Genomic DNA, 23,430 nt, shown 5'->3' with positions numbered 1-23,430 from the left:
TAAAATAAACACTTTGCAGAGTGGTAGGTTAATCCACAACTTCAAAAGGGATTTTGAAATAAACCCTACGTTCCTGAAAGTAATCTTTCCCTTTTTTCTTTTTCATTGTACGACTGATCTCTAAAATATAGCCTCCAACATTTCGTTTTCCAGGTTTTGCAAAACTATGCACATATTCAAGTCTATTATTTTTAAAATATAGGGTGTCAAAATTTTTACATGTGGTTATTTCACAATAATTGTCAATTTTTTTCTGACATAATAACAATACACGAATGCTATTTTTTATAATCGGCTTAAAATAAAATTTAACTAAAGTTGTATCCTTTACTTTAAGTTTGGTTTTCCCAATAGTAGTTTTAAAGAAATTACTTTTTTCAAGGACTAATTCCTTTTTCTCATTGTAATACCAGCCCTGATTTAGATACAACTTATTACATAAATTAATGTATTCTAATTTTTTCTCTAAAACATCATCTTTGTAATATTCAAATACTTTTTTTCCTTCTTTTTTTTCACTAGCTGAAGTCACTTCAATCTCTGATTGACTAGTTTCTTTACAGGAAATAAAGCAAAAAATAAGAAGTAAGATGCAATTTTTCATAGTTGGATTATATTCTCGATTTATGTTTGAATTGGCATTCAAACGCTCAGTAGCTCAGCAACTCAGCAGCTCATCCCTCCAATTGATGATACGAGCGATACGAAAGCAGCAATATACCCAAAACCACCAATGGGAAAAACGTTTGCCCGTTTATGCCGTCAACTGCACAGTGGCTGATGGCCGCAAATAGAAAGTTGAATGTGAATCCGGCATAGGCCCATTCTTTCAAACGTTTGGGGACTTGCGGAATAACCAAAACAAGTACACCCAAGATTTTAAAAACCACCAAGGCATTTCCGAAATACTCGGGATAGCCTAAATGGCGAATCCCTTCCTTGGCCAGTTCCGTTTGTGAAGTCAGTGCCGGCATCACACCTTCAAATAGGGCGATAAGCGTGGTGGTAGTCCAATAAATTAGTTTGTTTTTTTTCATTTGACGTTGGTTTAGGGTTTGTTTAACTGACATAAATATACAAAACCGACAAGACAAATAGCAGAAATCCGTTAAACAAAATCGAATTCCACAGAATATTCTCGTTGGCCTTTTTGTACCCCAACAGCAGTCCCGCACAAATATTCAGCGACAACGCAAGTATCCCCAGAAAATATAATTTTAATCCGTTGAAGCCCGAGATCAACCCCTCCGAATAATCTTCGTTAATCGTTTTAACTCCGGTAATATTGTGAAATAAGAAGGTTTCTTCTACTTCAACAAAAGGTGTGTCAATATTACCTCGTTCCAAGCTAAACGTTTGCCCTAGATCCGTAAAATACATTTCCCCAATAAAGGTGCGTGAATGCCCACCATAGCGCGACTCATGTTCGTATTCCAACATCATGGTTTCTTCCACAATTGCGGGCACAAACTTGCGGGGAAGCACCAACCGATCCAATAACAAAATGTTGAGGCATACGGCGAGTCCCACAATGAGATAGGTGATTGGCTTTTTGTATTGTACCATGAAGGGAAGGTAGTGAATAGTTTTGATTTTTTACACTCCGCGATTTATCAAATCAATACAGCAAATACATTGAATCGTTTCATACCTGTTTAGGTCTCAAATGTTGGAGATGGTACAGCGGTTTAGGAGTATAGTTTGAAGCTATTCCAGCTCTACATTTCATGTCCTCAGCCTTTACCGTGTTTTTGTAAGCCATACGATAGCTTCCGTTGGTCGCTTTCGTTAGGCAACAAAAAACTACGGTACCGTCTTCCGGGCTTTACATTTCGATCTGGGCTAGGGTGCCGACTTTCATTCAACCCTTCTTTATAAAGATAAAAACCACCTGTGAAGGTGGTTTTGTATAGCAGTTATGATTTAATTTTCTACAACCACGCGAAAGGATTGACTTCGTCGAATTTCATTTCGCGCGGGAGCGGGGTTGAAAATCCGCGCCATCGGGTGGCCTCATCATCTATAATTGTGGTGCTAAACGTTAAAGAGTAGATACAGGCATAATAATACTAGATACAAAAGCAAAAACCACCCGTGAAGGTGGTTTTGTTTTTAATTTATTCTGCAAAGTCGGGTCCCGATAGCTATCGGGATGCAGAGCATTGTGCATCATATGAACACTTTGTGGAGAGGGTTGATATTAAATTATGCATTAAAAATCTCTTTAATAATTTCCAATAAGTTCATCTTACCTAACAAAGACATTAACCCTAATATTATTAGTCCAACTCCACCGATAAATCCTTTTAAATTAGTGCCAAATAAAACAGCAGGTTTTTTATAAGTACTATAAATAAAGTAGGCTCCACCCGATAAAAAAACTAAGGAAATAAATATGTTTAAAAAATTATTCATGTTTTATTTTTTTTTCTTTTTATCTAGACTATTTATTTTATTATCTTTTGCTAAACCAATGTAATTATCTGCTCTGTGCTTCAAAATGGTTTGGGATACGCTTCCGGATACATTTTTATCTATTACTCCATCAGCAACTTTTCCAGCAACAAGACCTAAAACTCTTGTTGTTGCTTGTGCGCCTTTACCTTGTTCTATATCTGCAGTCACTTGTAGGGCAGTTGAAACGTCATCCATCCCGCTTCCAGCATCGTATATACCTATTCCTACTGGAGCTACTTCGGGGCCAAAAACTACACTTGAAGCAGTAATAATAACTCCAGCACCTTTAACATAAGTACTACCTTTTCCTAAATCTTCCCCAAATTCTCTCATACCTTGTGTTCCAGTATATTCATTACCTCCACTTCCGCCTGCGTCTAAAGTCTTTATAAATCCTCCCAAAGTATTTCCAAAATTTTTCCAGCTTGAGAAGTCACCAAATTTATCGTAACTGATTATACCATTTCCTTCTGAATTTAAAATATTTACTGTAGGTCTACCTTTTTCGTTCATTACAACACTACCTCCATTTTCTTTAGCAAATTTTTCAGCCCTAGCCATTCTTCTTTCAGAAGAACTACTGCCAAATAAGCCAAAAAAATACTTCCCATCAGGGTCTAAATTAGATAATGGATTATTACCACAAAAAATATAATTTGAATCATATGGTCTTTTCTCCGCCAGCGGGTCAATATTCATCCATCTCCCCAACGCTGCATCATAATTTCGTGCGCCGTAGTCGTACATATTAAGCCCCAACTCGTCTTGGTACTCTTTGCCATTGTACTTATACTTATAAGCTATTACAAGTATTAATCATGTTATTAAATTTACAAATATTTTTTGATAAATCGAATTTAAAATATTAATCTTAAAGTAACCACCAATAAAATAAATAGATAAAAAACAACAGAATAAATGCTCTTATAAATTTGGGATTATAGTATTCACAATATAGTCCTCAGCTACTTTCTCTGTTAATACTTCTTTATTTCTGTTATTTCGCAATAATAATATACTTGAAGTCTTACTATCAATATATTCAAAATCTTGGGGATTAAAATATTTTCTAACGTATAAATGATAAACTTTGTATCGTTTTGTATTTGCTACTGTACAATCATCATTAATGTTTTCACCATTTAACTCTTCATCAAGTTCAATTTCTTTAGGTGCTCCCATGAAGCCAAATGAAGCTAGTTTGTCTTTTTTAATAATTTCGATTACTATTGAAAGTATAGTATTGAGAACTTTTATGAAATTGGAATTGCCTGTACAGTATCCGTGACTTTGAATAAAGTCATTTTTGTAACAAATATTATACCTGCGTTTAGAATCAGAATGATTTTTTAAATAGAATTTAACCGCATATACGTTGTACTGGTAATGAAAAATTTCTACTATATAGATTTGCTTAAAATCATTTTTAAACCTATATAATTCAACTTTTTGCTTATTTTTCTGATTGCCTTGAATTTTGTAATAGTCATACCTAGACAAAGCCATCATTAAATATAGTACAATAAAAAAAGATTAAAATGCTAAATACTGATAAGCATTTGACCTGTTATTATTGATTTCATCAGCAGAAATAACACGAAAGTCATGCTTCACTTTTGGAGCATGCTTAGAGGAAGAATTATTAGTCTTAATCACTTTTGATGCGCCTTGCGTATCTTTGCGATATAATTTACTAATTTTCATAACAGTTTGCTTTTCAGTTAAATAGAATATTTACTCGGGGTAAATATGGTACAAAATTATTAATTAGTGTTATTACTTATGTTAATGAACCCTTTAAATTTTAGTTAAAGGCCTTTATTTATACAGATTCTAAATAACAAAGCAAAAACTTTTTCTGTATTTAGTACAAAAACTGTTCCTAAAAATATAGCAATCTACATAGGAAAATACCGATTTATCAACTCCCTTTCATTCTCAGCATTTGCTTTAATATACTTCTCGGTGGTGCTTGGCCATTTATGGCCTGCTAGTTCTTGCACCCGTTCCAATGGGATTTTACTCTCGTTTAACCAATTGCAAATAACACTCATTCGTATGGTTCTTGGGTTGAGGTTTCGCTCAGGAAATAACGCTTTTAAAGGCTCTATAATGGAATGAATACTATCTACTTGCAATGGTCTGCCAAGTTTTCCCAAAAGCAGCTTATTGGTCTTGTATTTGTTTAATACTGGTCGAACCTCGTTGATGTACTTTGCAAACATTAGCATTTGTTTGTTTTTTAACTCTAGCGTTCTGCGATTCAAATTGGTTGAAGCCTTAATATAGATAGTGCCGTTATCCAAATCAACATCTTTTACCTCCAGTCGGGTGAGTTCCTCACTGGTTAACCCTTGATAGATGAGCAGCGATAACAGCACATTGTTTCTTGTGTCTAAGTGTTGATAGCGGTTCTCTCTAGTGAGCAGCAATAGCAGCTCTTCACCAGTAAACAAGTCTTGCACTTGTACACTCTGATGGTTTGGCTTTTTAATGGTTAAGCGTTTGCAAGGATGGTCGCTGCGCTGGCCAACTATCACCAAGTAATCATAGTATTTTTTGATGGCCGATAAGATACGGATGCGGTATTGAATGTTCGCCTGTTTCTGACTAACCTCATCCATGTAGTTTACAATGTCTTGGTATTTGTATCGCTTGGCCTTGGGATTGGTCTTTAAAAAATGATTGATGGTAAACAAATACCCCGATGCGGTTTGCACTGAGCATGTTTGTTTCAAATAAGTTTCGATAGTGTTGGTCATGGTTATAAAATGATTAAAGGGTAGTTATCAATTTTCGTTTTTTGTTCTTGATAGCATACAGGTACGTTGTGTTTATTTCAGCATGGCCAAGAAAACGTCTTATAAACTCAATACTAGCGTTATTCTCTGCCAAGTGGAACGCAATACTATGACGCAAACAATGCAGCGTTATATCGCTTTTAATTAGCTCGTATTGCCCTGTTTGTTCAATCATTTTTTTGAGTAACGTATTGAGTTGGTCTCCACTGATGCGCTGCCCTTTGGCATTCACAAATAAAGCTCCGTTACCCAATGGAGCATTATAACGCTCTTGGGTCAAGTATTGCCTTAGGTGTTCCATCACAGGATTACTCATGGGAACCTCCCGTCTTTTGCTGTTCTTGCCACTTCTCACAATTAACATGCCGCTGAAAAGTTGGATGTCATTTATATCCAGTGCTTCAATTTCAGAGCGTCGAAGTCCGCATCCATACCCCACAGACAACAAGGCTCGCTCTTGGTGGTTCTGACAATGCTGGTATACGGTTTTCACCTGTTCTACAGTCAGTATGTTACGCTCTTTTTGACTGAACTGGCTATAGGAAGGGATAAAAAACGTTGTTTCAATTTCTTTGTTTTCGAGTAAATTCTGTTGAAACAGTCCTAGCGCAAACAATTGAAATTTGATGGTTTTCTCCGCCAGAGTTCCCTCACCACGTATTTTGGGTCTTGCAATTAAATATTCAAAATAAGCTACAGATTCCACACTAGTCACCTGTTTTATTTTTCTGATTCCAGAGACTTCTAACCAGATTAAAAAATCCGATACGGCACTCTGGTAAATATTTCGTTTGCCTGTCTTGTAGTTCCTTACTTTGATGTAATTCGTAAAGCTGTGTAACAGGGAAATGAAATCGGGATTTATAAGTGTTTTTTTCATAAAATGCGTTGGGATTTGATTCTTGATTTGAAAGTGTTCTTATGCACACTTTTTAAAACGAGGAACACTAGCGTTGTATGGTCTGATTTTACTGGTGCTTTGGTGTTCTTTTTAATGATTTACATCGCTTGCAGTTGCTGGTAAAGTGCGGCTTTGATTTTGGCCTTGAGCTTCTCCATATTATCCCAATAGCAAACCACATACTTAAAGCCTTTGTTTGCCGAACCTTCAACGGCTTGGATATATTCCAACTCCTGTAAAACTTGGATATACTTAAAGGCTGAGGTTTTACTAATGTTTAGCTCTTGACGGATTTCACGAGTACAAAATTTATATGTGGTGCCGTTCGCTTGACTCTTCACATACCCTTTAAGCCGCTCAAAGAACTGCCTTGTGCTTTTGTCGAGTTCATCCACTTTGATAATGATGGAGCTAAAGAAAATATCCACTGCCCTTTGTACATCTTCCTTAGTGGCTATAAGCCTACCTTTGGCATCCGTCTTGCGCTGGTATTGGTGCAGGATAGTGATTTGAGATACAAAACTTTGAAACTGACTATTAAGCCTTCTAAGCATCTTTGCCTCCAAAGGCAGCATTAACTTATCCGCATAGGGATTCACCACCTCATAGCTCTTTAAAACACGCATGGCGTTCCTTAATATCTGTTTGGCCTGTTTTTCACTCTCAAAACTACTTACCCCTGCAATTTTTAGATTCTGCGCTTTGATGATGCGCAGGGTTTGGGCTTGGCTCTCATCCACACCTAAAACTACCGAACGACTCATATTGTCATAGTATACCTCTGCTTTGGTCGTAGCGGTCATACTGGCAAAGTGCGCTTCAACTTTTTTCATTTTGCCTCTGGTATTGCCAAAGGGGTCTTTAACTACCGTGGAACTAGTTAAGAATTTGGCCGATTGCATTTCTCGAAAAGCAAACTGAGCTTCCTCATCCAGTCCGTCAAAATCTTGAATCACAATTAACTTATTGATGAGTTCTTTACCTTGGTAATGGTACAGTGATTTACTGGTAACTCTAGTCAAATTCATCACATCCTCCTGCGGCATGCAGTCTGCAATAGCGTTGATAAGGTGGCTTTTGCCTTCACCACTGGAACCCTGTACTAACCCGTGCAACAAATACGGCATTTTATAACTGGATGCAAGAATAAAGAGCAGCTTTCTGTTTTCTTCTTCTCCTATGATGCCGCTTTGCTCCAGTAGACTATCGATGTTTTCCAATAAGCGTTTATTAGAAAGGAATTGCACGGCTTTCTCATGGGCTTGGGGTGTGAGTTCATTGGCAGAAAATTGGTCGGTTATGGGGTTTATTTCGGCCTCAAAAAGTGATTCCCGATGCGCTTCTACTAAATCCGTTAACAGCGTTATATCTGCTCTGAGCAGTGTAGCATCAAAACCTTGTTTTTCCGCCAATTCACGGCACTGGTTCTCTACATTCAAATGGTCAAACAAATCTATTTTCAATCGGTGCTTCTTGGCCGTGGAATGCTCTACGATTTGAAGGGACACTCTTAAATTTCCCAAGTCCATAGGCAAACTCCCAATGATATAAAAGACCCCAGTACTGCCTTTAAAGCTAATTTTATATGGATTGTGAACTTCCAATGCCGCTGCGGCTTGCTGCGCCTTGAGAGGTTGTAAAAGTTGTAAAATACCATCTACACCATAGTGCGTCCACATATCGTTCAAGCTATGACCCTCTGGAAGGGGTAGTACGTTGATGGGAATTTCTGGACGTAATTCTTGCAGTTGTGTTTTAATTGTATACATGGTTTAGTTTTTTAAGATGATTAACTCCTCTAGTTCTGTAAGGGCTTGAATGGCCTCTAGGTGCTGCGGCAGTAACCTCCCATTATGCAAGGCCATGACCGATTCACGGTTCTCTAGCGCTTTGGATTGTAAAAGGCTACTTGCATCAAGTACCGTAGGAACCACATACAATTTTTTAGTTAGTGGATGCGGATACGATGGGTAAAGCCCTTGCTCGTTGAGGTATTCCTCAATGGGTGTACTCAAATCAAATCGAATAGCAAATAAGTTGACGATTTCTCCACTCTGATTCATAAGTGGAAACACCACCCCATACCTACCAAATACCGTATAGGCTGTTAGCCCTTCTTTGTTTACTCCTGCATCGCTTTTTGTAAGCAATCCAAGTGCTTCGCATTGGTCTTTAAACTCCTGCTCCCTGTTATGGTGGAATTGACCCGAATTAAAACCAATACGCAACTCGTTATAATCCAATCCCAAACCATTGAGATACTGTTTAGGCTTAACAGCCTTGCTGCTTCGTATACCTAACTCAAAGGAGTGGAAAATATCTTCTAATGCATTCATAATCATGCTGTAACTTTAAAATTAAACACTTCGTTTAAGGCCATACCAATGGCCGTTCGGGTATTACACCGAATTTGTAATCACATAATTTTTTAATTGATTTTTGGAGCGGACAGGGTAGCTAATCCCATCTGCTCTGTATCATTCTTTAGCTATTAGAATGACGAAAATTTACTTGCAAGAAATTTTCTTTTGGATTTCCGAGTACAAAGATATAGAGCGTTTTACGAATAAAAAAACACCTAAAAATGGCCAATTGCGGAGTTTTCAATGCAGGTATTTTCTTAAATTTTGTTTTTATATTGATTTTCAATGACTTACAAAGAGAGGTTAAATTAAATGGGTACCGTATATATTTTTATTGAAGATTTCGCAATAAACCACAAAAAATGAACTGAATTTTTGCGAAAAAAATTTTCACCCCTATACGCTCAAATAGAGGTTACTGATTTCTTGCTCTCTGATTCCAAGGTATATTTTGGTGGTGGATACATTGGCGTGGTTAAAAAGCTGAGATAGCAATAATAGGGCTTGGTCTGAGTACTTGTTTACCTCCCAAACTCTGCGTCCAAGGGTCTTTCTCATAAAGTGACTGGAGAACTGACCTTTTACTTTATAGGTTGCAAAAATGTCTTTCAATTTGGAATTGACGTACTGAATGCTAAAAGGCTTGTCCCCAAAGCGGTTAACAAACATTAAGTCCTGCTCCTTGGCCTCTAGTTGAACAAATAAACGTTGAAGGATAATTTGCAGCTCAGGGTTGATGGTGATGCGTCGGGATTTTTTGGTTTTCTTCTCGGTGATGGTAAAATACTCTTGGTTTAGTACTTGGTTCCAACGCAACTGCAATAGGTCAGAGATTCGTAATCCAATATAAGAACCTGTTGCGATAAGTAAGGCGAATTTTAAATCACCGTCACGCTCTAATTTCAAAACGATGCTCTGCATCTTGTCCCACTCTAAAAAATCACTTGTTGTTTTCTGTCCTTTTAATGCCATGTTTTTGGGTTTTATGTTTCACTTTTATTGTCTTTTATACTTTAGTGAAAGTGACTTTTTTACCACCCTTTGCGAACCCTTGATTTTACTGGGTTTTCGCATAAACTTTCACTAATTGCCAAAAGTGAAACAAATGTAATATCCTGGAAATCAACAAACAAGAAAAAAGTCATTTTTCCTGGTTTTCAAGGTGTTAAAACAAAAAAACGAGGTGTTATCCTCGTCTTTCTGCTTGCTGCAATAATTTTTGAAACACTTTCAATTCATCAGGGGTGAAGTCCGTAGCGGTGAATCGTATTGGAAACTTTATTGGCTCCGTTTGGAGTATTCGTTTGAACTGAGATAAACTAAAGCGAATACGCATTGTTATCGTTTTTATCAAATTGTAATCCGTCTTTCTTTAAGTTGTTGCCCACGATGTCCCAGTCCTCATTGATGGTGCCTTCTTTACTCATGTAGAATACCCCTGCTTTGTACTTATCATAAGGGGCAACCTCAACACGGTTATAGCTAAAGAAGTCCTTTATATCTTGCAATACAGTCGGGTGTAGCTTTGATTTGGAAACATACAACACCAAATGATTGTGATAGCCCTTTCGGTTGGTAAAGGGTTCACTGGTAAAATACAGGCGTAAATCGGTGCTATCACCATACTGCTGCTCTAGGTGTTCATACAAGGCAAACATTTGACGGTAGCAACTTTTTGGGTTGCGCTCCAACTGGTAAGCCACCGTAATAAAGAAACTCCAATCCAGTTGCCAAAATCGAAATTGTAGGCTATCTTTATCTACTAAGTTAACAATAAGGTTTCGCATGGCATGGTTCTCATAGCGCAGCATCTTGTTTTCATCAAACATAATTTCAGAGTCAAAAAATCGTGCATGGTCAACAGGGAATAATCGTTTACCATACTTGAGTTGAGTTTGCTGCCATAGCTCTTTATTCTTTTTATAGAAGCGGTATATTTTACTTTTACTCGCTTTGGTAGTTAGTTTAAAGGTTGTGATATTTTCATACTTCATCTTTTAAAAGGTTAATATTTTATGTTATGCGGTAGATACAGCATACCCATACAAGGGCATCACATTAGTATCATTTACAATAAATACTAACGATTTTCAAAAAGTGTAGCGTTTTGGGACTTTTTTTGTAAAATTTTTTTTAATTACTGATTTTATAGCTGTTTCAAAATGAGACAACCTATACACACCAACCAACACCCACAAAATTTTGAAAGCACCTTTATGGTAATAGTCTTTTATGATGTACACAATTTATGGTGTTTAAGGCGGTAACGTAAAGAGTTCTTTGTTTTGGTGGTTGTTTGAAAGACTGTATACAGGGTGGGAGGCCTCATCATCTATAATTGTGGTGCTATGCGTTATAGAGCAGATACAGGCATAATAATACATGCGCTAAATGCAAAAACCACCCGTGAAGGTGGTTTTGTTTTTAATTTATTCCGCAAAGTCGGGAGACTGTTGCGAAGCATTGTGCATCATATGAACACTTTGCGGAGCTGGGTTTTAAAAATTGCAATTAATTCATTATTGACTTTGAAATATTACCCTTATTTTTCATGATATACTTTTAAAACTTTTCCATCACGTTTTTGTATTTCTATAAATGGGGTTCCTCCCTTCTCTGAGTGAATTGTACCATTTACTATCCAAGTGGAATCTTTTGATGTAGCAACAAAAGGTTTCTTATCATAAATTCTATCCCCGTAAATTGGGAGCCAAATGGCTTCTGCTATCTTTATAGCCGTTTTCTCGTCTGGCACTAAATCATTTTTAAAAAGGTTATCTCTTTGGACATCAACTTTCTCTTTTACAAATTTTAAATTCTTTTTTTCTTGTGCACCTGAATTGCATGCTGAAAAGATAAGTACTGCAAAAAAACATATATACAAACTGTTTTTCATATTAATTATTTTTTAATTATTAAAAGAAACCATATCTACTTCCACCTTTCTTTGGTTTCGGTTTAGGCGTTGGTGTTGGCGTTGGTGTTGGCGTTGGTGTTGGCGTTGGTGTTGGTGTTGGTGTTGGTGTTGGCGTTGGTGTCGGTGTCGGTGTCGGTGTCGGTGTTGGCTTTGGCTTTGGCTTTGGCTTTGGTGTCGGTTTGTAGTTTGGTGACTGCGGGTCTTTTGGGTCACTAACTAAACCTTTATAAATTATATATGAATCATCGTCTATTTTAGGTAAGTATTGTATTAAAAAACCAGCTGGCGTACTCACATAACCATTAAGTCCACTTTTCTTATTACTGTTTCTATCAGCGTTAGAAAGACGGTTATTATAATAACCTTCTTTATATGCTCCATGACTGTGAATATCAGCCACAGGAGTTGTCCCTTTTGGAGCAGGACTTGGATTAGAACTATCTAAATCACCTATATTGGCTGGTGCATAAGAATATCTAAATCCTCCTTTGACTTTACTTCTCCCTATAGTTGATGCCATTTCCTTATTCAATTTTATTGAATCATCATTATAATATTCTGCCCAATTTAAAGCCGCTTCTTCCTCTGTCATAAATAGTTTGTATGGCTCTAATCCTTCTAACTCCCTACAGTCAATAACACGATTACCACTGAAAACATAAGGAGACCAATCGCTATAATCTTCCGTTAGTGGGTCAATACTCATAAACCTTCCAGTTGCGTAATCATAATTTCGCCACTTAAAACTGTCCCAGTTAAGCCCTAGCTCGTCTTGACGTTCTGTTCCTTGAAACTTATACTTATACGTCAAAAACTCCTCAGTAGCCGGTGCCATGCGTTTGAGTTCTTCGTCTTTGACCATGACCATGCGGCCGCCGCTGTAGTTGGTGTGGCGCATCCCAAAGGGGTAGTAATGGTTTTGTTCGACGATTTTCAACTGTTGGGTATCAGGGTCGAGGCTGTAACTCAATCGGATGTTGCCTAAATGATCGGTGTAGTTGTACACATAACTAAACTGGTCTTCGGGTAACTCTTCGATCGGGATTTTGATAAGTACGCCACTTTGCTCAATTTTAGTTGTTAAGCGCGAGGCATAGCCTTCAGCGGTTGGAAAAAACTGAAGGATGTTGTTTTCATACTGAAATCCGTCGGCATAATCCACTTGCTTGTTTTGTGTAAGAACGTCATCTTGCACGAGCTTGCGCACTTTGCGCCCCGTAGCGTCGTAAATGTACAAAATATTCCCTTTGCCGCCAAGGTCAATGTAGGTGGGTAAATTTAAGTGGTTGTATTTAATTTCAATAATCCCCTTATTCTCATCACTGACCATATTCCCCATATCATCATACGCATAATCATCGGTGGTGTCGGTGGCTAAAGTCCCGTCGGTGCTATCGTCTTCAAATCCCGAAGGGTGTAAGGTCGCATCGGTGACTTTGAGGAGTTGGTTACTGTCTTGCGGATAGGTATAGGTTAGATCATCTATCTCAATCACTTGAATACCGTTGTCCAAGTTCCCGTTGCGTTTTAAGGTTAGGATATTCCCGTTTTCATCATACGTAAGCTTCTCCCGGTAGTTGTTGATGTTGGCAGCGGTGAGTCCGGGTTTTTGGTAAAACGCCTCGTCCATGCGGTTCAAATCATCATAGGTATACCCGTAGGCGCGCTTCACATTGTCGTTGTACGAGCGCCAAAAAGTTTCACTTATGTTGCCGTTATACAAGGGTTGCACCCCGTTCATGCCGCTTACCTCAACATCGGTATAATTGATTTTAAAAGCAAAGAGGTCATTCGGGTCATTCGGTTGGGCTAATGCATCCACATCATTAATCCCCGTCATCCATCCGCGGATGTTGTAGCTAAAATCTACCACTTGTAAACCGTTGTAGTTGGCTAAGTCGGTACCTCCCACATTCTTCTGAATTAACTTCCCTAGCGCATCGTATTTGTTGGCTACCAACATTTCGGTGGGTTGGTTGTTGATGGTGTGGGTGTGGTTTTTGAGTCGGCCCTCGGGGGTGTATTCAAATTTTTCTTGCACATTTACGGGGTTTTGTATCGACGACAAGCGGTGCCAGGTTTTGGTTTCCAGTGGCTGTCCGATAAAATCAATTTGATTTTCCGTAATGGTATACCCGCCTAGGTAATTTGTGCGGTGGGATTTCAACACTTTTCCTTGGTAGTTGTATAGCGTATAGGAAGTTTCTCCAATGGTAGACCCAGGGTCAAGTAATACACGCACCCATGATCCTGTTTGGAGTCCTTTGCAATTGGTGAGTACTGTATTGCTTCCAACTTGTGCGGGTAATGACGAAGGTGCACCAGGGAAGGTATAGGTGTCATAGAAATTAACCGTAAGTAAGATATAATCTGATTGAGGAAAGACCGTACTTGAATAGGGATTGGCATAGTTGTCTACGTTGGAACCTGTGAGGGTTTCAAAAAGTGTTGTCGAATTGTCGTATTGGTCTTGTAATACATGCCGTTTATCTTCATTGACTTCATCTCTAGCATCTCTCCAAAGGGTATAGGCCACGCGACCAAAGGCATCGTATTTGGTGTGCATCCAGCCCAGATGTCCGGTACCAAAAGGATTGTAGGCAGGACCTGTTGCGACTACCCGACTGAGTTTGTCGTATACGATGAACTCCCATGTTTTTCCTGGTAGTTTTTTGGCCACCATACGGTTTTGGTCGTCGTATTGGTATTGGTAGCACAAGTTTTCCATTTGTGTTACACTGATGGCGGGACTTATACTCGCTTTGGGTGGAATCACATAGGTAAGGTTGCCATAGACATCGTACACATAATAGGTGTCGTGGGCGGTGCCTGCATTGTAGGTGCGTTTTAGCACCACTTGCCCTTCTGTATTTTTGAATTCCTCCGTAGAATGGTTGTTTCCTGAGGTCCAATTTTCATCCCGTGTGATGGTTTTGTATAGACTCCCTGCACGGTAAAATCCATCTTCATTGAGCGTGGGGACATACAGTTTGTGATTGGAATCATAGATGAGTTCTACTTTAAAAAAGCGCACTTCATTATCCTCATTGGCGAGGTACACAAATTTAATGGTATGGTCGTTATCATCGGTATCATGACCTTCCCAAACATTACCCGGCGCAGATTGTTTTAACACACGATTCAAAGGGGAAGGTTCGTAAAACTTGCGACTGTATACAATTTCACCGTTGTAGAGGGCGAAGGTTTCGGTCTCTTGTTTCGCACCCGAACGATAGTTTAAATTGGATTGGTCGGCTTTATAAGGCAAATACTCATACTGTGGGCGTCCGAAAGCATCGTATTCGATGTGGGTGACAATATCTTTTCCGTCGTCACTTTGGCGGCCGTCTACTTTTTGAATAGCTCGTCCGAGTCCGTCAAAATAGGTGACTTGTTCGACCACTTCTGTTGGCCCCGGATTGGGCACTAGGGTAGTGGGCTTTTTATAGGTTTTGGTCTTTACATAATTTTCTGTAGAGGTTTGCCCTAGAGCAGTTACCGAGCACAATAGACCGAATAATGCGATGCTTAGGGTACGCATTGAAGAGGGTTTTGGATGTTGACTGTATTTTTTCATGGCGCTTAGGATTAAGGTCTATAGTTATAACTGTTTTCGGTGACAATATTTCCGTGATGGTCGGTGACTTTCTCCAAACGGTTCATGCTGTCGTAATGGTATTGCATGCGAATACCGTTCGGGGTAGTCATGGTACTCACTCCTACAAGCGGAATATGCGTTACAGTGGTCACCATACTATTGGCTAGCGCACTATCATTGCGCAAAGCATCAAGTGCACTAAGTACAGCACTTTCTGAATACGTAGCAGCATCGGTGGCATTTTGAATGGCGGTAATCAAGTTAGTCGGAATACTCGTATAACCGATATTCTCAATTTTGGCAACCACTTGGGTGTTGTGATAGCCGTATATGTAGGAAATCAGCATGCCGTTTTCTTGTTGCACCTCCAACGGATTGCCATAGGTATCGTATCGGTTGTACCGAATTTTATTCTCCAGGGTGATACCTCCTTTGGACGTTTGAATCACGGAGGGGAGGTGAACATTGGTGTTGCCAGCAAAGGTGTTGCTGTAAACAATTTTACTTGTACTTAAAATTTCATTGTTTTTATTTACTTTTATTTGTTCTATTTCTGCAATACGATTTTGAGCCAAAGCAGCAGGATCAGTGAGATAGTCGTATGAAGAGACTGTTTCTTCCCCCAGACTATTGATGACTTTATGCTCGGCAATCATTTTATTCAGCGGATTGTACTGAAAAGACTCACGGGTAACCACTTCGCTTTGTGTATTGTTGGCATCGTAGAAGTAGTTTTTGGTTTCTTTGGACTCGAGTTTGGCCCAGCCGTAGGAACTATAGATAAATTTTATCCCCATATTGGTAAACACATCGGGACAAGGTTCTAAAGAATTATATGCTCTTGAAACATTCTCAAAAGCTTCATAAGTATTAAAAAGATGGTTATAAGCACAATTATTTGTCGTAATGTAAGATGTAAATCCTGTTATTTCATCTGCTAAGTTTGCTTCATCAAATTGATAATCATTTTTAATAAACTGTAATATTCTTCCATTACTATCAAATATTTTCAATTCTTTCAACAATCCTCTTTTGTAATCAATATTTTTAGAAGGGTAAAATGGATAATTTCTGTTGTATGCCTCTTCATCTTCTGGAAACTCTATTGCTGATGTAAAATCATATTCACTGTGTCCATTTCCATTTTCAAATGATTTTACATTTTTATAACCTACATCCGAGCCGTAAGTTTTAAAGTTTACATTCAAGCTATTTGTAGAAACCGTTCTATACTTAACTTCAAAAATATTTTCATTAAAATAAGAACCACTATAACTACCTGGAAATCTAATAAGTGTAAATAGTGTTTTTATGTATTCAAATACGGGCAATCCATAAACTAATGACCCATTCAAATATTCGAAATTAGTTTTCTTTTTGGTGGGGGTAAATTGTAAATTATTTATATCCACATCCACATCAAAGTAACTTATACTTTTGACTCTATTGCCACCTCCATAAACATAATTCAATTGCTGTGACTTTTTAGTCTTATACGTAAAATCTACATTTAAAGAGAAATTGTTGGGAAAATTTACATCTAAAGAGGACAATGCAATTTTATAATCACCTTCAATTAATTTTGTAGAAAAAAAGAAATTATTACTTAAAACTGTTTCAGGTTCGATGTATTTGTATAAAACAAAGTTATTCAGACTGTCTTTTTTATAAATTAAAAACCTAAAGTCTGAATAGGTATTAAAAATATTATTATTTGCAACTCTGATTTCAACATCATGTTCGTCTTGAATATGAAAAAGGTTATATTGATTGTTTAATGACTGCATTTCAAGGTGTAGAATATTTTCATCCCAATTGTCAGGATTATCGTTAAAGTTAGTTAATAGTTGGCTTCCAATATAGGAGTAACTATTAGGTTCATATTCAAATACAGTACATCCTTTTGTGGGGTGCACAATTTTCCTAAGAACTCCTAGTGTTGAAATTAAAGGAGTTACTTTTTTTGTATAATACTTGAAGTCATAAGGTTTAACTTCATTGTGATACCCCCAATAATCAATACCTAGATTAAGATTAGGCATGTAATCTAAAAATTCATATTCCAGCTTTTGTGAAGTATATTGGAGCAAAAATTTATCATATTTCTTAATTTCTCCTAAAAAAAGTTTATTTCTATTGTATACATTTTTGTTATTGTAGAAGTAATTAAATTCGTATTTAGATAGCACTTCATCATCAAGATTTTTTTCAATAATTGAGTTAAGTTTGTATGCAGCATAACCTACTTCGTAAAAGTCACTTCTGTTGCTATCCCATTCAAAAATGTATTTACCTAAACCAATTATTTTTATTTGTTTTATCTTTTTTACATTGTTTACTATTTTATTTACAGTAAATCTTTCTTTTGGTTCAAGGACTTTATTTAATTGATATAAATTATTTGGATCGTATATTGTTAAATAATCTAGTACAGTTTCAGGTCCATTAACTCCGATAGAATAGTTGTATTCAAACGATCGAATTTCTGTTATCTCAGTCATTCTTTCATTTTCATCATTATAAATGTATTCAATTATTAAATTGTTGTTTTTATCATATATTTTGGAGAGGTGAAAAGCACTTCTCACATTTATGGGTAATGAAATAAAACTTTCAGGACTACTAATATAACTCCCAAAAAAGTAATATTTTATATCTGAAAAAATTGTAGAACTAGATTCTTCAACAATATCAAATTCATATTTATTACCCTTTGGATCATAAACAATAAAAGATTGGGGTTCAAAAGTTGATGAGTCGTAAATGTTGACAATTTTTAATCCATTTGAAGTTTTATTTTTTACTTCTAATAAGTTAGTCGTGATATTTTTTTCAATAGTGAAGTTGCCACTGTAGCCCATAAAATTATATTGCCAAATATCATGTTCTGTATCATATTTGCCGAGACTTACATCTTCCCAATAAAATTTTTTCCTTTCAGTATCAGATAATGAAATATTTGTATTCCCTCTTTCTAAATTTAATAATTCATAAAATCTATTAGTATTAGAAATTGAATTATTATGATAAATTCCGAATCTACCTTTGTGACCTTGTATACCATTAAGATAACTTTGAGATAGTGTTTTGATTTCATCAGGTAAATCTTTTGTCGTCCTTGATATGGTTCCGCCATACGATAAACTCCACCCTAAACCGACATCAGTTGAAACATCGTCAGCTTTTATATTGGCAATGTGATAACTTAGTTTAATTAAATTTTTAATTTCATTCGACCTTGTTTTTGTTTCAAATAAACTGACACTAATATCTGGAACTCCAGTATATTGACTTATTTCTATTTCATTAAATTTCATCAACGCAGCCACCGTTGGTGATGGTGGTATTACATTGGGAAGTTCACTTTTTATTTCAGGATTCTGTGCTATACCCCACAACGGCAGGGCATAGCAAAGGGTAACGATGAATTTTCTCATGGCTCTTAGTTGGTTTTGGTAGTTCGTTTAATAATTTTTACGCCGTCGCTTTGTTTATCGGTTTTGATGTTAACGACATAGATTCCTTCGGGTAGGCTGCTTAAATCCACGGGGACGGTTCGGGAATTAATGGCAAATTGTTGCAAGACCCGTCCGGATAAATCCACTACTGTGGCGGTTCCCGATTCAAATTCGTAGCCAATTACCACAGTAGTAAACCCATAGGTTGGGTTGGGAGAGGCTTCAATAGTGAGTTTGGGTGTATCGGGTTTTTGTTCGTCTTTGAGTTTGACTACCCAAAAATCGTTGCGACCTACCGAACTGGTTTTGTCACCTGTGGCTTTTGAAAATGAAGTTCCTGCCATGAGGTAGCCGCCATCGCGGGTTTCGACCACTTTGCGCAAGACTTCTTTACCGTTACTGCCCACTGTGCGTGACCAGATTTCTTCGCCTTTTTCGTTTACTTTTAACGCAATAAAATCGTCGGTTCCTTTCTTGGCTTTGGGTTCGCCTTTGCCCAATCCTAACTTTCCTTTTCCTTTGGACAACAGACTGTATTCCCCTTGTGCAAATCCGCCCAACAATAAACTATGGTCTTTGTTTTCTACCAATGTGGTTAGAACATCCGTCTTACCGAAATTGTAGGTTTGTTGCCATAATAGATTTCCAGCAGTATCCAATTTAACTAACCAAAAATCGGTTCCTTCTTGGTTCGAACTTGTTTTCTCGTCACTACTCCCCGAATTGGAGTTGCCTCCCAAAAGGATGTTTTGATCGTGGGTTACCAAAACGCTATATAATTGATCGTCTTGGTCGCCCCCTAGGGTGCGTTGCCACAATACTGTTCCTTTTTCATCAATGCGAATCACCCAATAATCTCCAATACCACGGTTGCGTTCGGTTTTGGTTCCTGACACGGGTGAGTTGGAATACCCCCCAAGAATAAAACCGCCGTCGGCAGTGGCGGCTACACTGCGTAATTCGTCTACATACTGGCCGCCATAGGTTTGTTGCCATTCGACTTCGCCTTTGGAATTCAATTGGATTACCCAATAATCCAAATCCCCGTACAAGGCACCGGATTTTAATCGAGAAGGGGCTTTGGGATCCATCGGACTGCGGTCTTGACGGGGCTCAGAGGCTGAAGAGCCTGCCACAAGAAAACCACCATTGCGTGTGGGAATGACTTGGGCAATTTTTTCTTGGTCCATTCCCCCTAGGGTCAGTTGCCATTCTTCTTCTCCCCGAGGGTTGAGTTTGATGAGCCAAATATCGTCCCCTCCGAGGGAGGCTGTTTTTTTATCAAAGCTTTTGGGTGAATTGGAGGTGCCTGCAATGAGGTAACCCCCATCGGGTGATGCGGTGATGCTATAGAGGAGGTCACTCCCGCTACCGCCAAAGTTTTTTTGCCATTCTTGGTCGCCTTTTTCGTCCATTTTCCAGAGCCAAAAGTCCAAATCACCTTGAGTGGTTTGTTGTTTGTTTCCAGATTTAATAGACAAGGACGAACCGGCGAGAAGGAATCCATAATCGGGAGTCGGTAAGGCATCCATGAGGTAATCGGATTGTTTGCCACCTAGACTTTTATCCCATAAAATTTTTTGAGCGGCGACCGATTGGGATGAAGTCCAACCTAGGGTCAGTGCAAGAAGAATTGTTGACGAGCGCATATATACGAGTTGTTAGGGTTTTACTCTTTTTGTAGGGAAATCGTTTCGGCTGTCAACGGCATGTATTCCGGTACTTGTAAAAGTAATTTCTTACTTTTTGATAATGGTACACAAAAAGTGTACATTTTGTTAAAGTTGTTTTTCACTTATAATACCTTATGTCTGCAGCAGTACAAAAGCATTTTATTTGAGTAAAAACCAACTTTAGGCCATAAAAATAGTTTTTGGTCTGTTGGTAAAAAAATTATTTCAATAGGAAAAACCCTATTTTACGAAAGTATTTTTCCTATTTCTTATTTTTTCAAACAATTTATCTTAGTAAAATCCAGGTCGGAAACCAACAATTTTTTAGCTAATAAGAAAGGTAAAACTCCAATAAAATCAAGCTTTTTTATTTTTTATCCAGCAAAAAATAGATTAGTAAGGCGCTGGTAGTTATTGTTTTGGGTTTGAAAGAGGGATAGGTGTGCCAAAAAAAATGGAATGATTTTTGAAAAAAAAAGTCAATACACTATTTTGAGAACCAAAACCGAAAACAAAAATGAAAACAACGCTTATTTTTTTAATCTTCTATGGACCCCTATGATGCCCGATTGAATAGCTTACAACAGCAAATCAATGAACTCGCCGCCACCTTACTCCAAATCATCCGTCAAATTCCAAACGAAGAAGTCTGGCTAGACAGTGCTCAAGTCAAACGCCAGTTTAACATCAGTGAAAGTACACTGTACCGCTTACGGAAAAACAAGAAAATCCCCTACACGCAAATCGGCGGATTATGTTATTATCCCAAACATTACATTACCCAACTTATCGCCGAAGATTCCCGAAAACGACTTGAATAGTTTTCAGTAATCAGTGATCAGTAATCAATTGGCAGTGATCAGTAATCAGTTGGCTGAGTACACTGAATACTGCCAACTGTATACTGTACACTGAGCACTGTACACTGCATAGGGTTTTCGTGCAGTCATCGTGCAGTTTTCTTCGGTATTTCTTGCGGGAACCCCTGTGTTTTCGTGGGTGGTACCGAAGCATTACCGAACAAATACCGAACAAAACCACTAGTTGTTCGGTAAAATTACGTCAGATGACATCAAATTACGTCACAATACGTCAATGTACGTCAACTAACGTCATAGGTAAACAATCGACCTTTTTTTCTACTAGTTTTGACTCATGGATGTTCGAACGCCACGACAATTTTAATTAGTATTAATCTTTAAATTTAAAAACTATGGCCACCTATCAAAAAGGAATTTTAGGTCCATTCAATGGAAAAGTAGGAACAGTAATTGGTGCCAATTGGCGCGGTAAAGAAATCCTACGCAGTTTACCTCGTAAATCAGGTAAAAAACCTTCTCTATTGCAAATGCAACAACGCATGAAGTTTACAACCGTAATTGATTTTTTAACACCCTTTAATCCAATCCTCAGCCGCTACTTTGGGGGTGATCTTGGCGAAAAAACAAGAGGAAATAAAGCCTTTGCATACCACATCAAAGAGGCAGTAGAATTCGTGGATCCCGATTTTGTAATGCAATACAATAAAGTGATTTTGAGCAAAGGGACACTTCCAGGTCTTGAAAACGCTTCCGTAACCGCAGAGGCTAACAATACTGTGGTGTTGAATTGGACCGACAACAGTGTACAAGTTTTAGCACAGGCTACCGATCGATTGTTTATCGGAATTTATGAACCCGAATTGGGCAATACCCTTTGTAATTTGAATCTAGCTTCACGGAGTGCTACTACAGCCAGTTTCGTTTTACCTTCCGTTTATATTGGAAAAACAATTCACATTTGGGTTGGATTCGCTATGACCACCGACGAAGATTGTTCGACCAGTATTTACTTAGGAAGTGTAACCGTGCAGTAACAATCACTACAATTGCTTTTAAAGACCCGACTGCGTTTAGTGGTTGGGTTTTTTATTGTTTGCAGAAAGGTTTTTTTTGCACGCTAAAAAATCCCCGTTCTGTTGTCATTTCGACGCAAGGAGAAATCCCATACAGTTTTCACGGTGCTGTAGGTAAAAATAAAGTGTTTTTCGCTAAGCGAAAAAAAGGGGACTATCCTATGGGATTTCTCCCGATGGTCGAAATGACAAAATTGGGTGTAAAGGTTTTTTAACAAGCAAATAAATCCCCCGCCCTGTTGTCATTTCGACGTAAGGAGAAATCCCATGCCGTTTTCACGGTGCTGTGGGTGAAAATAAAAAAGTGTTTTTCGCTAAGTGAAAAAATCCCCCGCTTATTGTCATTTCTACGCAAGGAGAAATCCCATACAGTTTTCACGGTGCTGTAGATAAACAAATAAAAGTGTTTTTCGCTTAGCGAAAAAAAGGGGACTATCCTATGGGATTTCTCCCGATGGTCGAAATGACAAGATTGGGTGTGAAGGTTTTTTAGCAAGCAATGAATTCAGTCATTAGTATTCAGTGATCAGTGTTCAGTAGTTTCACGCTCAATATAGCAGTAAACCCATTGCATAATTTGTTTTTCTCCCTAAATTTCCTATTTTTAATCGACCAACTCATAATTCATAACTCATAATTCATAACTTTTTTAAAATGTTTAACCTCCATACCCACCACTACACCGCCACACCGAATTGTATCGAACTCGTGAATCAATACCCCTGGGAGTTTGATCCAGCGCCGCCTGTCTATTCCATTGGGATACATCCGTGGTTTATTGACGCGACGGTTTGGCCACTACACATGGAAATTGTGGAGCAACATTTGATCAAGTCGGGTTGCCTCGCCATCGGGGAATGTGGGTTGGATAAACGTATTGAGGTGCCGTTCGAACTCCAACTGCAAGTCTTTGAAGCGCATCTGATTTTGGCCGAACAGTACCAAAAACCCGTAGTGCTGCACCTCGTAGGCGCCTTTCAAGAATTAATTGCCCTCAAAAAGCAACACCGCCTCTCCGTGCCCCTCATCGTGCACGGCTTTTCCAAAAATGCCCAACTCGCCCAAGAACTCGTCAAACACGGGTTTTACCTCTCCTTCGGGAAATACTTACTTCGCAATCCCGAACTCAAAACAGCTTTCCTTGCCGTACCCGAAAACCGCATCTTCCTCGAAACCGATACAATCGAAGAATCCATCACCGACGTCTATGCCAAAGCCGCCGAATACCGCAACCTGGACGTCAGCGAATTGGAACGACGCATTAAACGAAATAGGGTGGAGGTGTTTGGGGGAGAAGAAAGACCGCTTTAGCAATTATGAATTATGAGTTATGAATTATGAGTTATGGCTAACTGCTAAAAACCACAT

At 38.2% G+C, this 23,430-nt stretch carries 20 protein-coding genes; 3 read left to right on the top strand and 17 right to left on the bottom strand.

The window, feature by feature from the left end; genetic code table 11:
* Positions 1 to 28 precede the first annotated feature (28 nt).
* From EQG61_RS12175 to EQG61_RS12100, 17 genes are all read right to left on the bottom strand, one after another.
* On the bottom strand, positions 29 to 604 hold the full coding sequence (locus EQG61_RS12175) for a hypothetical protein (protein ID WP_129462224.1): 576 nt from the start codon (positions 602 to 604) through the stop codon (positions 29 to 31).
* Between the two features lie 70 nt (positions 605 to 674).
* On the bottom strand, positions 675 to 1,037 hold the full coding sequence (locus EQG61_RS12170; protein ID WP_129462223.1) for a DoxX family protein: 363 nt from the start codon (positions 1,035 to 1,037) through the stop codon (positions 675 to 677).
* Positions 1,038 to 1,059: 22 nt separating this feature from the next.
* Positions 1,060 to 1,566 (bottom strand): hypothetical protein, encoded by a 507-nt coding sequence (locus EQG61_RS12165; RefSeq protein ID WP_129462222.1) that lies wholly within the window; start codon positions 1,564 to 1,566, stop codon positions 1,060 to 1,062.
* Positions 1,567 to 2,205: 639 nt separating this feature from the next.
* Positions 2,206 to 2,415 (bottom strand): hypothetical protein, encoded by a 210-nt coding sequence (locus EQG61_RS12160; RefSeq protein WP_129462221.1) that lies wholly within the window; start codon positions 2,413 to 2,415, stop codon positions 2,206 to 2,208.
* 3 nt (positions 2,416 to 2,418) lie between these two features.
* Entirely contained in the window at positions 2,419 to 3,261 is an 843-nt protein-coding gene (locus EQG61_RS12155) for an RHS repeat-associated core domain-containing protein (RefSeq protein ID WP_262707620.1), read from the bottom strand.
* A gap of 120 nt (positions 3,262 to 3,381) precedes the next feature.
* On the bottom strand, positions 3,382 to 3,966 hold the full coding sequence (locus tag EQG61_RS12150; protein ID WP_129462219.1) for a hypothetical protein: 585 nt from the start codon (positions 3,964 to 3,966) through the stop codon (positions 3,382 to 3,384).
* A gap of 24 nt (positions 3,967 to 3,990) precedes the next feature.
* Positions 3,991 to 4,161: a hypothetical protein gene (locus tag EQG61_RS13780; RefSeq protein WP_164974935.1), complete on the bottom strand. Its 171-nt coding sequence runs from the start codon at positions 4,159 to 4,161 to the stop codon at positions 3,991 to 3,993.
* A gap of 194 nt (positions 4,162 to 4,355) precedes the next feature.
* Positions 4,356 to 5,219: a tyrosine-type recombinase/integrase gene (locus tag EQG61_RS12145; protein WP_129462218.1), complete on the bottom strand. Its 864-nt coding sequence runs from the start codon at positions 5,217 to 5,219 to the stop codon at positions 4,356 to 4,358.
* 13 nt (positions 5,220 to 5,232) lie between these two features.
* Complete coding sequence (locus EQG61_RS12140) at positions 5,233 to 6,138, bottom strand: tyrosine-type recombinase/integrase (RefSeq protein ID WP_129462217.1); 906 nt, start codon at positions 6,136 to 6,138, stop codon at positions 5,233 to 5,235.
* A 119-nt stretch (positions 6,139 to 6,257) separates the two neighbouring features.
* Positions 6,258 to 7,928 (bottom strand): hypothetical protein, encoded by a 1,671-nt coding sequence (locus EQG61_RS12135; RefSeq protein WP_129462216.1) that lies wholly within the window; start codon positions 7,926 to 7,928, stop codon positions 6,258 to 6,260.
* A 3-nt stretch (positions 7,929 to 7,931) separates the two neighbouring features.
* On the bottom strand, positions 7,932 to 8,495 hold the full coding sequence (locus EQG61_RS12130; protein WP_129462215.1) for a hypothetical protein: 564 nt from the start codon (positions 8,493 to 8,495) through the stop codon (positions 7,932 to 7,934).
* A gap of 423 nt (positions 8,496 to 8,918) precedes the next feature.
* The gene (locus EQG61_RS12125; RefSeq protein ID WP_129462214.1) at positions 8,919 to 9,494 is read right to left on the bottom strand and encodes a tyrosine-type recombinase/integrase; all 576 of its coding nucleotides are present in this window, start codon (positions 9,492 to 9,494) and stop codon (positions 8,919 to 8,921) included.
* Between the two features lie 347 nt (positions 9,495 to 9,841).
* Complete coding sequence (locus tag EQG61_RS12120) at positions 9,842 to 10,516, bottom strand: hypothetical protein (RefSeq protein WP_129462213.1); 675 nt, start codon at positions 10,514 to 10,516, stop codon at positions 9,842 to 9,844.
* A gap of 548 nt (positions 10,517 to 11,064) precedes the next feature.
* Positions 11,065 to 11,418, bottom strand: a complete 354-nt coding sequence (locus EQG61_RS12115) for a YbbC/YhhH family protein (RefSeq protein ID WP_129462212.1) — start codon at positions 11,416 to 11,418, stop codon at positions 11,065 to 11,067.
* Positions 11,419 to 11,437: 19 nt separating this feature from the next.
* On the bottom strand, positions 11,438 to 15,016 hold the full coding sequence (locus tag EQG61_RS12110) for a DUF6443 domain-containing protein (RefSeq protein ID WP_129462211.1): 3,579 nt from the start codon (positions 15,014 to 15,016) through the stop codon (positions 11,438 to 11,440).
* A gap of 11 nt (positions 15,017 to 15,027) precedes the next feature.
* Positions 15,028 to 18,474: a hypothetical protein gene (locus EQG61_RS12105; protein WP_129462210.1), complete on the bottom strand. Its 3,447-nt coding sequence runs from the start codon at positions 18,472 to 18,474 to the stop codon at positions 15,028 to 15,030.
* Between the two features lie 5 nt (positions 18,475 to 18,479).
* Complete coding sequence (locus tag EQG61_RS12100) at positions 18,480 to 20,144, bottom strand: T9SS type A sorting domain-containing protein (RefSeq protein ID WP_129462209.1); 1,665 nt, start codon at positions 20,142 to 20,144, stop codon at positions 18,480 to 18,482.
* A 572-nt stretch (positions 20,145 to 20,716) separates the two neighbouring features.
* On the opposite strand from EQG61_RS12100, the gene EQG61_RS12095 reads away from it, so the two are divergent.
* The 3 genes from EQG61_RS12095 to EQG61_RS12085 all read left to right on the top strand — a co-directional run bounded on the left by EQG61_RS12095 (position 20,717) and on the right by EQG61_RS12085 (position 23,373).
* Positions 20,717 to 20,989: a helix-turn-helix domain-containing protein gene (locus EQG61_RS12095; protein ID WP_129462208.1), complete on the top strand. Its 273-nt coding sequence runs from the start codon at positions 20,717 to 20,719 to the stop codon at positions 20,987 to 20,989.
* Positions 20,990 to 21,381: 392 nt separating this feature from the next.
* Positions 21,382 to 22,023 (top strand): DUF6266 family protein, encoded by a 642-nt coding sequence (locus EQG61_RS12090; protein WP_129462207.1) that lies wholly within the window; start codon positions 21,382 to 21,384, stop codon positions 22,021 to 22,023.
* 693 nt (positions 22,024 to 22,716) lie between these two features.
* On the top strand, positions 22,717 to 23,373 hold the full coding sequence (locus EQG61_RS12085; protein WP_129462206.1) for a TatD family hydrolase: 657 nt from the start codon (positions 22,717 to 22,719) through the stop codon (positions 23,371 to 23,373).
* The last annotated feature ends 57 nt before the right edge of the window (positions 23,374 to 23,430 follow it).

Origin of the sequence: Flavobacterium stagni, assembly GCF_004122105.1 — a bacterium.
Lineage (GTDB): Bacteria > Bacteroidota > Bacteroidia > Flavobacteriales > Flavobacteriaceae > Flavobacterium > Flavobacterium stagni.
The sequence above is the reverse complement of the archived record's forward strand: the minus strand, read 5'-3'. Positions and strand labels throughout refer to the sequence as shown.

What these genes read in the sequence shown, in the direction of transcription:
- EQG61_RS12175 (WP_129462224.1), bottom strand. Translation starts at nt 604, where the DNA reads ATGAAAAATTGCATCTTACTTCTTATTTTTTGCTTTATTTCCTGTAAA.
- EQG61_RS12170 (WP_129462223.1), bottom strand. Translation starts at nt 1,037, where the DNA reads ATGAAAAAAAACAAACTAATTTATTGGACTACCACCACGCTTATCGCC.
- EQG61_RS12165 (WP_129462222.1), bottom strand. Translation starts at nt 1,566, where the DNA reads ATGGTACAATACAAAAAGCCAATCACCTATCTCATTGTGGGACTCGCC.
- EQG61_RS12160 (WP_129462221.1), bottom strand. Translation starts at nt 2,415, where the DNA reads ATGAATAATTTTTTAAACATATTTATTTCCTTAGTTTTTTTATCGGGT.
- EQG61_RS12150 (WP_129462219.1), bottom strand. Translation starts at nt 3,966, where the DNA reads ATGATGGCTTTGTCTAGGTATGACTATTACAAAATTCAAGGCAATCAG.
- EQG61_RS13780 (WP_164974935.1), bottom strand. Translation starts at nt 4,161, where the DNA reads ATGAAAATTAGTAAATTATATCGCAAAGATACGCAAGGCGCATCAAAA.
- EQG61_RS12145 (WP_129462218.1), bottom strand. Translation starts at nt 5,219, where the DNA reads ATGACCAACACTATCGAAACTTATTTGAAACAAACATGCTCAGTGCAA.
- EQG61_RS12140 (WP_129462217.1), bottom strand. Translation starts at nt 6,138, where the DNA reads ATGAAAAAAACACTTATAAATCCCGATTTCATTTCCCTGTTACACAGC.
- EQG61_RS12135 (WP_129462216.1), bottom strand. Translation starts at nt 7,928, where the DNA reads ATGTATACAATTAAAACACAACTGCAAGAATTACGTCCAGAAATTCCC.
- EQG61_RS12130 (WP_129462215.1), bottom strand. Translation starts at nt 8,495, where the DNA reads ATGAATGCATTAGAAGATATTTTCCACTCCTTTGAGTTAGGTATACGA.
- EQG61_RS12125 (WP_129462214.1), bottom strand. Translation starts at nt 9,494, where the DNA reads ATGGCATTAAAAGGACAGAAAACAACAAGTGATTTTTTAGAGTGGGAC.
- EQG61_RS12120 (WP_129462213.1), bottom strand. Translation starts at nt 10,516, where the DNA reads ATGAAGTATGAAAATATCACAACCTTTAAACTAACTACCAAAGCGAGT.
- EQG61_RS12115 (WP_129462212.1), bottom strand. Translation starts at nt 11,418, where the DNA reads ATGAAAAACAGTTTGTATATATGTTTTTTTGCAGTACTTATCTTTTCA.
- EQG61_RS12110 (WP_129462211.1), bottom strand. Translation starts at nt 15,016, where the DNA reads ATGAAAAAATACAGTCAACATCCAAAACCCTCTTCAATGCGTACCCTA.
- EQG61_RS12105 (WP_129462210.1), bottom strand. Translation starts at nt 18,474, where the DNA reads ATGAGAAAATTCATCGTTACCCTTTGCTATGCCCTGCCGTTGTGGGGT.
- EQG61_RS12100 (WP_129462209.1), bottom strand. Translation starts at nt 20,144, where the DNA reads ATGCGCTCGTCAACAATTCTTCTTGCACTGACCCTAGGTTGGACTTCA.
- EQG61_RS12095 (WP_129462208.1), top strand. Translation starts at nt 20,717, where the DNA reads ATGGACCCCTATGATGCCCGATTGAATAGCTTACAACAGCAAATCAAT.
- EQG61_RS12090 (WP_129462207.1), top strand. Translation starts at nt 21,382, where the DNA reads ATGGCCACCTATCAAAAAGGAATTTTAGGTCCATTCAATGGAAAAGTA.
- EQG61_RS12085 (WP_129462206.1), top strand. Translation starts at nt 22,717, where the DNA reads ATGTTTAACCTCCATACCCACCACTACACCGCCACACCGAATTGTATC.